Raw genomic sequence first — 11,524 nt, 5'->3', positions numbered from 1 at the left:
ACTATGCCATGCTGGACGCGCCAGCCATGGCCGCATAACTTAAACCAAACGGCCTCCGGCAAACCCGGCGCGGTTCACAACCGCAATATTCCTGCTGGTAAAATTCTTCTCGCTTGCTGATCTCAATCATTCGAGAAGATCCGCCGCCTTTGCGCCAATTAAATTCCCAATAGACCAGATCTTCGTAGGGCGCGACCGCACGTTTTCCGCAATTATTAATCTGCTCCATGTTCTTCCAACGCGAAATTCCCAGCGAACTCGTCATGACCGGAAAACCGTGTTCATGCGCGTAGAGGGCAGTGCGTTCAAAACGCATGTCAAAACACATGGTGCACCGAGTCCCTCTTTCAGGTTCCCATTCCATGCCTTTTGCACGGGCAAACCAGTTATCCTTGTCGTAATCAGCGTCGATGAACGGTACGTTGTTCTTTTCTGCAAAGCGGATGTTTTCGTCTTTGCGCAGAAGATATTCCCGTTCTGGATGAATGTTCGGATTGTAGAAATATATCGTATAATCAATGCCTGAAGCCGTCATTGCTTCCATGACCTCGCCCGAACAAGGCGCACAGCACGAATGTAGCAGAACTTTGTTCGCTCCGCCTGGCGCAGCGAGCTTTTGCCTCTGAAACTCAACCATTACACGATCCTTTCCGTTCGCCTGACAAACGGCGAATAAGCAAAAACCTTCTTCACTGGAATCCAGTGGAGATCACATGATCACCGTAACGGAAAAGCCGCGCCAGACATGCCACCCGCAGTCAGGACTGGTGAATATTCAAGGCAGGTTTCCTGACTCGCGGGTCTATGCTTTCCCGGCCTTCCCAATGCATGTGCGCATAAGTGGCGTGTCGGGTCAGCTCGCCGCCAACAGTTGCGGGGGCAGTTCTGGAATTGAGTTTATCTCGAACCAGATTCCCTTTTAACCGGAGTTACCCCCGGCACCTCGAACAGCGGGAAAACACCATAGGCTTGTAAGTTTGTCAACGTGAGATGGCTAACCGGGCAGCATTCATAAATATCAGGAATATCGCTCTGTGGGTTCACGAACCTATTGAGCTGGTCGACGCCCTCGCGGCTTCCCGTATATTTTTGCGGGAAGCCGCCAAGTGCTGTCAGACAGAAGCAGGTTCCGGCACAATGGTTTTCACGATGGAGGCGTCGAGGGCTTCGTAATCTGCAAGACTGATTGTGTCATAGAGTTCTGCACGTGTTTGCATGTCTGAGAGGGCAGACTTTGTCGATCCTTCTGACTTGAGCGTGGTGTAGAGCCGCTCTTGCGCCTTGTTAGCGACGCGAAGTGAGGAAACGGGCCATATGACCATCCCGTACCCCATTTCCTCGAATTCGGATGCTGTAAAGAACGGCGTTTTTCCAAACTCGGTCATATTGGCAAGAAGAGGCACGCCGGGCATTCGGCTGGCAAACTCACGAAACATGTCCGCATTGGTCAGCGCTTCCGGGAAGATGGCGTCTGCGCCCGCTTCTAAATAGAGCTTGGCGCGCGCCACAGCGCCGTCGATACCTTCGCTTGCTGCGGCATCGGTGCGCGCGATCAGGTACAGATGGCGACGCGCTTTGGCGGCAGCGGCCACTTTTGCAGCCATATCATGCGCGTCTGCAAGTTTCTTGTCGTTGAGATGGCCGCATTTCTTGGGAAGCAATTGGTCTTCTATATGAACTGCACCGGCACCGGCATCCTCGAATGTGCGCACCATATGCATGACATTGAGCGCTTCACCGTAGCCAGTGTCACCATCGACAAGCAAAGGCAGTCCACTTGCCCGTGCGATCTGGCGGATGAAGAAGGAAACCTCATCCACTGTAATCATGCCGAGATCCGGTATTCCCATGGAGGCGGTCATGGCAGCTCCGGAGAGGTAAAGCCCGCCAAAGCCCGCCTTTTTAGCCTGAAGGGCCGCCATTCCGTTATGCGCACCAGGTAGCTGGAGAATAGATCGCTGATCCAGAAGTTTTCTGAAACGTATGCCAGCGGGTTCTGAAGCGAGATCAGATGCAACAAGATAAGTCATGATAATTCCTTAGGCGGCATGTGGTTGAGGAACACGGGAAGTGCCGCGACGCTCGATAGGAATGAAGGCTTTGTTCTCTGGGCCGACATAGTTTGCCGAGGGGCGGATAATCTTGTTGTCGACACGTTGTTCGATGACATGGGCGGCCCAGCCCGAGGTCCGCGCAATGACGAACAGGGGGGTGAACATGGCTGTCGGAACACCAAGCAGATGATATGAGACCGCACTGAACCAATCGAGATTGGCGAACATGTTCTTGGTGTCCGCCATTGTCTTTTCGATGCGGTCTGCAATGTCGTACATGCGCGTTGAGCCTGCTTCGTTTGAAAGGCTCAGAGCAATCTTCTTAATGACTTCATTGCGTGGATCGGCAACCGTATAGACAGGATGGCCAAAACCGATAATGACTTCCCTGGCCTCCACGCGACGGCGAATGTCTGCCTCTGCTTCGTCAGGGTGGCTGTAACGCTTCTGGATTTCGAAGGCCACTTCATTGGCCCCGCCATGTTTCGGGCCGCGTAGAGCGCCGATTGCGCCAGCAATTGCAGAATACATATCCGAACCTGTTCCGGCGATGGAGCGTGCCGTAAAGGTCGAGGCGTTGAATTCGTGTTCCGCATACAGGATCAACGAGGCATGCATGGCTTGTACATGAGAGGCACCCGGTGACGTCCCATGCAGGAGGTGTAGGAAATGCCCGCCAATCGAGTCATCGTCAGTCTCGACATCGACACGACGGCCATTATGCGCAAAATGATGCCAGTACAGCAACATTGAACCGAGAGAAGCCAGAAGGCGGTCCGCAATATCGCGTGCGCCCGAATGATTATGGTCCGAGGCTTCAGGAAGAACGCAACCAAGCGCTGACACGCCTGATCGCAGAACATCCATCGGATGAGTGGCTGCGGGCAATAGTTCAAGCATGCGTTTTACGACATCAGGCAATCCACGAAGGGATTTGAGCTTTGCCTTGCAAGCGAGAAGTTCTGTGCGGGTGGGCAGATCACCATGAATGAGGAGATAAGCGATCTCTTCAAATTCGCAGGTTTCGGCCATGTCGAGAATGTCATAGCCTCGATAATGCAGATCATTGCCTGTCCGCCCGACTGTGCAAAGTGCCGTATTTCCGGCCACAACACCGGAAAGAGCCACAGACTTCTTGGGTTTTGGTGTAGTCATGTTCCATTCCTCCCGTAATGTTCACACTTTCCAGTCGAAGATTCCGCTCGCGGCGGGAACGCCCAGCCGATCAGGCACAACGCTGAAATTCAGGCCGTCAAGTTCATCGGGCTTCAGCGAGGTCAGCCGTTCGACGGCTGCGATGAAACGGTCCTGTTCGGAAACATCGACTATTCCGTCTGCCAGAGTCCGGAACTTGTTAATGTAGTCAGGACGTTTGAAGGGGCGCGCGCCCAACGGGTGGGCGTCGGCAATAGCCAGCTCGTCCTCGATGACCGATCCATCTTTCAGGGTTACGACGACACGGCCACCGAAAGCCTTCTCCCCAGGGTCAGAGCTGTGATAGCGCTTTGTCCATGCAGGATCTTCAACCGTCGCAATCTTGTGCCACAGAGCGACGGTTTCAGGCCGTTGTGCACGCTCAGGAGCATAAGATCGCTCGTGGTGCCAGCCGCCGTCTTCAAGCGCGACGGCAAAGATATACATGATTGAGTGGTCAAGCGTTTCGCGGCTGGCATGCGGGTCCATTTTCTGCGGATCGTTCGCGCCCGTGCCAATCACATAATGGGTATGGTGGCTGGTATGAATGACTATGTTATTCACATTGGAAAGATCGCCGATCTTCGGTCCCATGCGGCGTGCAAGGTCGATCAGGGCCTGGCTTTGGTATTCTGCGGAATGTTCCTTCGTGTAGGTGTCCAGAATGGCGCGCTTGGGCTGGCCCTTGGCGGGCAGGGGGACAACATATTGTGTCTGAGGCCCGCCAAGCAGCCATGCAATAAACCCGTCTTCGCCTTCCCATGCAGGTGACGGCGCGCCTTCTCCGCGCATAACGCGGTCGACCGCTTCAATGGCCATTTTCCCCGCGAATGCGGGTGCAAACGCCTTCCAGCTGGAAATTTCGCCCTTGCGCGATTGCCGTGTGGTCGTGGTTACATGAAGCGCCTGCTGAACTGCCTGATAGATTGTCTCTGCGGGCAATCCGAGGGCAGTTCCTATGCCAGCGGCGGCCGATGGTCCAAGATGGGCAATATGGTCGATCTTATGCTCATGCAGGCATATGCCTTTTACGAGGTCGACCTGAATTTCATATCCGGTTGCAATGCCGCGAGCCAGATCGCTGCCGGAGAGGCCGCAATGTTGTGCTACCGCCAGAATGGCCGGAATATTGTCGCCGGGATGCGAATAGTCTGCCGCCAGAAACGTATCGTGAAAGTCGAGTTCACGGACCGCGACACCATTGGCCCACGCCGCCCATTCTGGCGAAACGCGCTTGTCACTTGAAAACCCGAACACCGTGGCCCCTCGCGCATAAGGATGGGCGATGGCCTGTGCGCGCGCGCTTGCAACCGGGTGCCGTGCCAGTGATGCCGCAGCAACAGACGCATTGTCTATAATGCGATTACCAATCATCTCGACGACATCATCGTCAAGCGGCACGTCGTCGGCGGCAACAGATGCGATTTTCCACGCGAGCTGATCTTCGCGGTCCAGATGTTCGGCAGATTTGTAGGTGCGGACGGTATGAGTATTCACGAACAGATTTCCTTTCCACAAGTCATGTTCAAATTCTTCTGCACATCGGTGGGGTGGCCAGCGCTATCGACCGCCACCATTCGAAATTGTCCCGTAATTACGGGAGCTGCATTTTCTGAGTTCTGATTTGTAATGGAGACGCCAACGGTTACAGACCTGCGGCTAGCATTCAGAATATTGGCGGTAATTTCGAGAACAGTGCCAACCGCGACGGGACTGTGAAATTTGATCTTCAACACTTCAGCCATGACAACAGGTTTGGCTGTGTAAATACTCGCTGTGGCAAAGGCCGCTCTGGTGAGGATTTCAAGCGCATTGCCCGCATACAGCGTGCCGTAATGGTTGGCACGATCAGGGAAGACCATTTCCAGAAAATTGTAATCTGAATTCGATGACGTTTCAGTTGGAACACTCATGGATAATTCTGGCCTTGCATCACAAACGTTAATTCGCAATATCCACTTATGGGAAATGCGGTAAATGACTGAAAATGTGTAGTTTTGCGAAGTTAAATCGGCGAATTTGCAAAGTTTGCGAAGTCATCTGCAGTTGATTGGAGGAGCCATGAAGAAACCATTTGTAGGGCTGCGTCTGAAACGACTGCGCGAGGAACGCCAACTGACCCAGCAAGCGTTGGCAAATGCACTCGGAATATCTCTGAGCTATCTCAACCAGATCGAGAACAATCAGCGACCCATTACTGTCCAGGTACTACTGCGCATGAATGCAGCTTTCGGGATCGATGTTCAGCTTTTCTCCGGGCAAGATGATGGACGCATGATCGGAGAGTTGAGACAGGTATTCTCAAACCCGCTGCTAGGCGAGACGGTCAGCAACAGTGAGATCAGGGAGATTGCCAGCAATATGCCAGCTGTGGGGCGCACTGTTCTCCAGCTTTACAAGCAGATGCGAAAGGCGATTGAGCAGTCGGAGGCGCTCGCTATGCGTCTGGGTGATCCAAGGCAATCGTCATTGGAGCCCTTTCCTTCCATGCCTTATGAGGAAGTCCGCGACTATTTTTATGGGAGAAGCAATCACATCGCCGAACTCGATCTCTGTGCAGAGAAACTGGCTGGAGAACTTGGCATGCAGATTGGGCGATTTGATCAAGCCCTCGTGGAACGCCTCCATATTCTGCATTCCGTCTCGGTAAAATATGATCAGTCCTTTGATTATCGAAACTCATTGAGGCGTTTTGATCCGGCGTCCCGAACTCTTATGCTGTCCAATACGCTTTCTCCCGGACAGTCTGCGTTTCAGATGGCGACGCAATTGTGCTTTCTTGAACAAGTCGAGTTGCTCGACAGTCTCACGGAAAAGGCAGGGTTCTCCAGTTCAGAAGCCATTGCTCTTGCCCGCATTGGCCTCGCCAATTATTTCGCTGGCGCTCTGATATTGCCTTATAGGGCCTTCCTGCAATCGGCCGAACAATTGCACTATGATATTGATCTGCTCGGCCAGCGATTTGGGGTAGGTTTTGAAACCATTTGTCATCGGCTGAGCACCTTGCAACGGCCCGGTGCGATTGGAGTACCATTCTTCTTTGTTCGTGTTGACAGGGCAGGCAATATCTCCAAGCGGCAGTCTGCAACAGATTTCCATTTCTCCAGAATTGGCGGCAGTTGTCCTCTTTGGACAGTATACGATGCGTTTTCTTCGCCGGGCCGGATTTGCACCCAGATTGCTGAAATGCCGGATGGACGGGCTTATCTGTGGGTTGCGAGAACCGTTACACATCATCATGGCGGTTATGGTGCGCCGGACAAGACTTTTGCCATTGGATTGGGATGCGATCTCAGGGATGCGGAGCGTCTGGTTTATTCAAAGGGCCTGGTCCTGAACGATCTGAGTGCGCGAACCATGATCGGTGTGGGTTGCAAGCTGTGCGAGCGCCGCGAATGCAGCCAACGCGCCTTCCCTCCGATAAGCCATGAAATGCAAATCAGCGATAATGTTGCAGCGATTTCGCCCTATGCGGCGAGCTGACGTAAAGGGGCATTTCTGAACCCTTTTCCACTCCTCGATAAAAACAGAAGAAGAGCCCGTCTATTCGATAAAAGGGGAATGCAATGGATCTGGCAGATTTATTGGAACTGATGGAGATTATGGAAAAACGCCGCTTATCCAGCCTCGTTTATTGACCTGACGCGCAAGGTTTCGTTCAATGAAAACCGGACGTTGATGGAGGAAAAGTTTCAGGTGTTTTTCAATGGAAGTTTTGTAATAGGGCGCTGCTTACAATCCGGTATTGAAGTCTCATTGGATGAGGAAATTTTTGCGCTGGATGTATTCATTCCACGAAAGACGCCAGCTCGACGCAGTTTTCGTAGAGCAGTCAACATATTAAAGAGCAGTTTTCAAACCGATGATAGGAACGTATTCTTATTCCATCCCACCGATAGTGAGTTGGGGTTATTCCTTGACAAGCTCCGCAGGATTGATCGTCGGGTCAGCGCAATTATCAACGCTCCGCTATCCAGCCGTTCGGTTGAAAATTTTCTCAATATCTCTGCCGAAGAATGCCGACGCTGGACTAAATCTGGCAAACTTCCAGGCACAACAAAGGTTGCATCATCGCGGACAAAGAAGTCTTTTACCGTAACACTTTACCCTTCCTCTCTAATTCAGAATCTGGTCGTCCATCCTCATATCATCGAGGATTGGCGTCGCGAGGAGCTGGCTGATCCCGGAGAAATGTTTGCAAGGCTTGAGGCGGACTGATTTCCAAGTCGAAATGGCGTTTGGGCAGGCCTGACGATTAACTGCGATTTGCTCAAACATTGCTTGACTGATCAGGGAACAAAAACCTAGTGATCATTTCACGGTTCCTGGCGATGAGAATTGCCGGGATTAAAAGGGAACACGGTGAGGACGACCCGAATGGGGCCAAATCCGTGGCTGCCCCCGCAACTGTAAGCGGAGACCGTTCATCCGAGTGACGCTTTGTTTTTCGAGCGTCATGCCACTGCGAAAGTGGGAAGGCAGATGAGCAGTGCAAACTCTGTGAGCCAGGATACCTGCCGTATCAAACCGTCCAACTTCACGAGCGGGGAAGCTCGGAAAGGATCATTATGATCGCTTGCTACATCCTCCCAAAAGCTGCTCCGCTCAATTCATTGGTGGCGATGCACTCACATCTCCGCGAAAGGAAAGACTGTGCGCTTTAAATCTCTCGTTCTTGCTTTGGCGACGGCCTCTTTGCTGGCAACCGCAGTAACACCTTCATTTGCCGATAAAACCCGATATCCACTGACGCTCAAGAATTGTGGGCATGACATCACATTCAAGCAGGCTCCTAACCGTGTGGTTTCGGTTGGTCAGAGCTCGACTGAAATACTCTATCTCCTTGGCGTTGGTGAAAAAATTGTCGGAACGGCGTTGTGGATCGGGCCAGTTCTTCTCGGATTTGAAGAGCTGGACAAGAAAGTTCCGCGTCTTGCGGATAACGATCCAAGCTTCGAAAGCGTCGTCGCAACGAAACCGGATATGATCGCCAATCAATTCCAATGGCAGATCGGTCCACAGGGTGTTGTGGGGACGTCAGAACAATTCGCGGAACTGAATATTCCAGTCTACACATCGCCTGCTGATTGCATTGGTAAGGACAATTCCAGCGGCGGCGATGGCTTGCGCACGTCAAAATTCTCGATGGACATGATCTATCAGGAAGTCTCCGATCTCGCCAAAATCTTCGACGTGCAGGAAAAAGGTGACAAGCTCATAGCCGAACTGAAGGAGCGCGAAGAAAAGGCCAGAAACAAGATTGCCGGATTAAAAGGCGAAGCGTCGGCGGTCTTCTGGTTTTCCAGTGCCGAATTGGATATCGATCCCTACGTTGCGGGTCAGAGCGGAGCTCCCGGTTACATCATGTCGACGCTCGGGGTGAAGAACATCATCGCCAGCGAAGAAGAATGGCCAACAGTTGGCTGGGAAACCATCGCTAAAGCCAATCCGACGATCATTGTTGCTGGAAAGATGGAACGCCGTCGATTCCCGGCAGACGATGTTGCAGTCAAGCTTAAGTTCCTCGATACGGATCCGGTCACAAACCTGATGCCTGCTGTCAAGGAGAAGCGGATAGTGGAGATGGATGCTCAGGCAATGAACCCGACGATCCGCACAATTGAAGGGATCGAAGTCCTGGCAGATGCGCTTGAAAAGGCAGGCTTGTCAAAATGAGCTGGCTTTCGAAAGTAAGAAGTGTCCGAGCGACTGCCTTGGCCGCTCTCTTGATTGTGAGCAGTTACTTGCCTGCATATGCGGAAACCATTGAAGTCAAGATGCTCAATCGTGGGCAAAATGGTAGCATGGTGTTCGAACCAGAGTTTGTCAGCCTGAACCCAGGCGACATTATTCAGTTCAGGGTCGGCAATAAGAGCCATAACGCGGCCTCCATTCCGGGAATGTCTCCGGAAGGCTATGCCGGGTTCAAAGGCAAGATTGACCAAGAAATAGCTGTGACCTTTGATGAGGCTGGCTTCTATGGCATCAAGTGTTCGCCCCACATTGGTATGGGAATGGTGATGATCGTAAAAGTAGGCGATGCAGCCGTTACTCCTGATTTTATCCAGGCGGATTTACCCCAACGGGCCAAGAAGCGTTTTCAGGAGATACTGGATCGGGCAGGCGAGAAACCGCAGTAGTCTTGAAACCAGGAGATACCTCGTGGCGGTTTCCGGCACGAGGTCTTTTTTGGGAATTTAAGATTGCGCGGAAACCCTGTAATTTCCCAAACGAGGAGGTTCAAGGGTGAATTTTAGTTCGCTGCGTCGGTCCATGTGCGGCACTTTTACTGGATCTCTTCTGGGTGGGATTCAGATTTGCTTATCGAAATCGACACAAGTGTCGACACGAGATCCTGCCAGATAGGAAAAACGTCCGAAATCCTTATATCCCAATGCTCTCCAGAAACGGAGCGTATTTGTCGCCTCTGCATCGGCATGCAAGTAACATTGGTGGTATCCTAGCTCATACGCATCAGCTTCCAATGCTTTTACAATTTGTCGGCCAATTCCCCGACGGCGATATGAAGAATCGAGATAAACGCGTACGATTTGGCACACCGGTGCTGTATATTCATACCTCGTTTGTAGTCTGCTTTGGGTGGTTGGCTTGTAACTCAAATCATACAATCCACCTGCGGCTATAATCTTGCCCGTTTCCCCACAAGAAGCAGTATAGAACCTTCCCCTGTTGGGTGTGGAAAACCAGTTCAAATCGTTAGAAAGCAACAATGAGTCGAGGTCGGCATGCCACTTTTCGTTATACTCGATTGCATATTGTTCCTTTATTATTCGAAGACAAAAGGCCCTGATTTCTTTTCTCAATATCAAAGGCGTAAGTGAGCTCAATCGTGACAACTTCAAGGCTTTTTCTTTCAAGATCGAACGGTGGCGTAGAAACGGTTACTTTAGCGGTCCATAAAGAGATGATGGAACATGGGGATTCTGCTTTTGACGTCCATTCAAATTAGTAACCGAGTCAGTAGAAAAACCACATAGTTCACTCGGTTGGCTTAACGACCTCAAAAGAGCGTCCTCATTGATTTCTCCATTTTTTTCTAACTGGTCCGCGATGAACAGGACAGCACCTGTCCTTTCTTTAATGATTTCACATGTTTTATTGAAGCAAGATCGAAGTGTTTTTTCGACAACAGTCCGCAATCGCGCATTTCGCAATAGAAAATCAGTTTTGCACTCATTATGGGATGCCCAGAAAATCAGATTTTCCCCAAGACCGAACGAAACTTCCATCCTGATGGCAATCTCGGTCGCTTTCGAAAGGTCTGACCCAGCTACTCCTCCACCGCCATCGGAATGAGCTCCAAGAATGACATGTTCGGCCGCCAGGCCACCTAGATAGCTGCAAATCTCGGCGTCGTAATTTTCTCGTAGTTTGACAATCTTAGGCACTGTATTACGCATTTTGACGCCGCCCAGACGAGCAGTTCCGCGTTGGACTTCGCGATTGATCATCACCGAAACCGGCATCATGCCGAGGCTATCAGAAAGGGCGTGGGCGACGACGGTATGTCCCGCCTCATGTACAGCAATTCGGTAGATGTCGTCGGGCTGAATGGGCGTAGTAGCTGGCTTTAATCTCAGTAAATCGGACAGCGCCAAAGGCCGCTTTTCCAGTCGCGCGATATGTCGAGCTTGACGCACAAACTTTGCGATATCTGCTCCAGATGTCTCCGTCAAACTTTCCGCCACGTCAGAGATGTCCTCGCCTTCAAGGTCACGACCGAGATGGAATCGGAGAATCCCTTCACGTTCAGCTGGTTCGGGAAGTGTGATTGACACATGATGTTCAATGCGTCCGGAGCGGGTAATTGCGGGGTCAATTAAGTCTGGCATGTTTGTTGCCGCAATAACGAAAACACCTTCTCTGTTACTGACCCCATCCAGTTGTTCTAGCAGTGCATTGATTACTTGCCGCCCATAATTGGCATTATGTCCCGACAGATTAGCGCGATTGCCGAAGCTATCGAGCTCGTCTAGAAAAAGAATCGCGGGGGCGTTTTTACTGGCTTCTTCGAAAGCAGATCGCATAGCTTTGAGCAGATCATCCAAACTTCCTTGCGATTGCCAGCAAGCAAGTGAATGTGCGTAAAATGGTACATTGCATGTGTTGGCCAGCGCACGGGCAAACAATGTTTTGCCGACGCCGGGCGGTCCGCTGATGAGAATTCCTCGGTCAATAGTGAGCGCGACGAACATCCCACCTTTTCTTTTGTGAATGATGCCGCGAGATAAGCTCCTTCATTGATAGGAGCGGAC

At 51.6% G+C, this 11,524-nt stretch carries 11 protein-coding genes and 2 riboswitches; of the genes, 4 read left to right on the top strand and 7 right to left on the bottom strand.

What is annotated here, in order from left to right; genetic code table 11:
• Window position 1: 1 nt before the first annotated feature.
• The 5 genes from HWX93_RS21995 to HWX93_RS21975 form a co-directional block, all read right to left on the bottom strand.
• Window positions 2-637 carry an epoxyqueuosine reductase QueH gene (locus HWX93_RS21995; protein ID WP_210267249.1) on the bottom strand — a complete coding sequence of 212 codons (636 nt, stop codon included), beginning with the start codon at window positions 635-637 and terminating at the stop codon, window positions 2-4.
• A 124-nt stretch (window positions 638-761) separates the two neighbouring features.
• Window positions 762-961: riboswitch (cobalamin riboswitch) on the bottom strand.
• 151 nt (window positions 962-1,112) lie between these two features.
• Window positions 1,113-2,030 (bottom strand): methylisocitrate lyase, encoded by a 918-nt coding sequence (gene prpB, locus HWX93_RS21990; RefSeq protein ID WP_176038731.1) that lies wholly within the window; start codon window positions 2,028-2,030, stop codon window positions 1,113-1,115.
• 9 nt (window positions 2,031-2,039) lie between these two features.
• Window positions 2,040-3,209 carry a bifunctional 2-methylcitrate synthase/citrate synthase gene (gene prpC, locus HWX93_RS21985; RefSeq protein ID WP_176038730.1) on the bottom strand — a complete coding sequence of 390 codons (1,170 nt, stop codon included), beginning with the start codon at window positions 3,207-3,209 and terminating at the stop codon, window positions 2,040-2,042.
• A gap of 21 nt (window positions 3,210-3,230) precedes the next feature.
• Entirely contained in the window at window positions 3,231-4,745 is a 1,515-nt protein-coding gene (locus tag HWX93_RS21980) for an MmgE/PrpD family protein (protein ID WP_112670019.1), read from the bottom strand.
• A complete protein-coding gene (locus tag HWX93_RS21975; protein WP_176038729.1) occupies window positions 4,742-5,161 on the bottom strand; it encodes an acyl-CoA thioesterase in 420 nt (139 codons plus the stop codon). The genes HWX93_RS21980 and HWX93_RS21975 overlap by 4 nt, the downstream gene beginning before the upstream one ends.
• A gap of 148 nt (window positions 5,162-5,309) precedes the next feature.
• Here HWX93_RS21975 and HWX93_RS21970 point away from each other — a divergent pair, with 148 nt between their 5' ends.
• From HWX93_RS21970 to HWX93_RS21955, 4 genes are all read left to right on the top strand, one after another.
• On the top strand, window positions 5,310-6,731 hold the full coding sequence (locus HWX93_RS21970; RefSeq protein ID WP_176038728.1) for a short-chain fatty acyl-CoA regulator family protein: 1,422 nt from the start codon (window positions 5,310-5,312) through the stop codon (window positions 6,729-6,731).
• 192 nt (window positions 6,732-6,923) lie between these two features.
• On the top strand, window positions 6,924-7,466 hold the full coding sequence (locus HWX93_RS21965) for a hypothetical protein (protein WP_176038727.1): 543 nt from the start codon (window positions 6,924-6,926) through the stop codon (window positions 7,464-7,466).
• A gap of 84 nt (window positions 7,467-7,550) precedes the next feature.
• A riboswitch (cobalamin riboswitch) is annotated at window positions 7,551-7,785 on the top strand.
• A 143-nt stretch (window positions 7,786-7,928) separates the two neighbouring features.
• Window positions 7,929-8,924, top strand: a complete 996-nt coding sequence (locus tag HWX93_RS21960; protein WP_235969188.1) for an ABC transporter substrate-binding protein — start codon at window positions 7,929-7,931, stop codon at window positions 8,922-8,924.
• The gene (locus tag HWX93_RS21955) at window positions 8,921-9,388 is read left to right on the top strand and encodes a pseudoazurin (RefSeq protein WP_176038725.1); all 468 of its coding nucleotides are present in this window, start codon (window positions 8,921-8,923) and stop codon (window positions 9,386-9,388) included. The genes HWX93_RS21960 and HWX93_RS21955 overlap by 4 nt, the downstream gene beginning before the upstream one ends.
• A gap of 171 nt (window positions 9,389-9,559) precedes the next feature.
• Here the strand turns inward: HWX93_RS21955 and HWX93_RS21950 are convergent, their stop codons facing one another.
• On the bottom strand, window positions 9,560-10,126 hold the full coding sequence (locus HWX93_RS21950; protein ID WP_176038724.1) for a GNAT family N-acetyltransferase: 567 nt from the start codon (window positions 10,124-10,126) through the stop codon (window positions 9,560-9,562).
• Window positions 10,127-10,150: 24 nt separating this feature from the next.
• A complete protein-coding gene (locus HWX93_RS21945) occupies window positions 10,151-11,464 on the bottom strand; it encodes an AAA family ATPase (RefSeq protein WP_176038723.1) in 1,314 nt (437 codons plus the stop codon).
• Window positions 11,465-11,524: the final 60 nt, after the last annotated feature.

This window comes from Brucella tritici (assembly GCF_902825325.1).
GTDB lineage: Bacteria > Pseudomonadota > Alphaproteobacteria > Rhizobiales > Rhizobiaceae > Brucella.
Note: the sequence above shows the minus strand (reverse complement) of the source record. Positions and strands in the feature narration are given on the sequence as shown.

Bases quoted from the DNA above. Each gene is read 5' to 3' on its own strand.
- HWX93_RS21995 (WP_210267249.1), bottom strand. From the start codon at position 637: ATGGTTGAGTTTCAGAGGCAAAAGCTCGCTGCGCCAGGCGGAGCGAAC.
- prpB (WP_176038731.1), bottom strand. From the start codon at position 2,030: ATGACTTATCTTGTTGCATCTGATCTCGCTTCAGAACCCGCTGGCATA.
- prpC (WP_176038730.1), bottom strand. From the start codon at position 3,209: ATGACTACACCAAAACCCAAGAAGTCTGTGGCTCTTTCCGGTGTTGTG.
- HWX93_RS21975 (WP_176038729.1), bottom strand. From the start codon at position 5,161: ATGAGTGTTCCAACTGAAACGTCATCGAATTCAGATTACAATTTTCTG.
- HWX93_RS21970 (WP_176038728.1), top strand. From the start codon at position 5,310: ATGAAGAAACCATTTGTAGGGCTGCGTCTGAAACGACTGCGCGAGGAA.
- HWX93_RS21955 (WP_176038725.1), top strand. From the start codon at position 8,921: ATGAGCTGGCTTTCGAAAGTAAGAAGTGTCCGAGCGACTGCCTTGGCC.
- HWX93_RS21945 (WP_176038723.1), bottom strand. From the start codon at position 11,464: ATGTTCGTCGCGCTCACTATTGACCGAGGAATTCTCATCAGCGGACCG.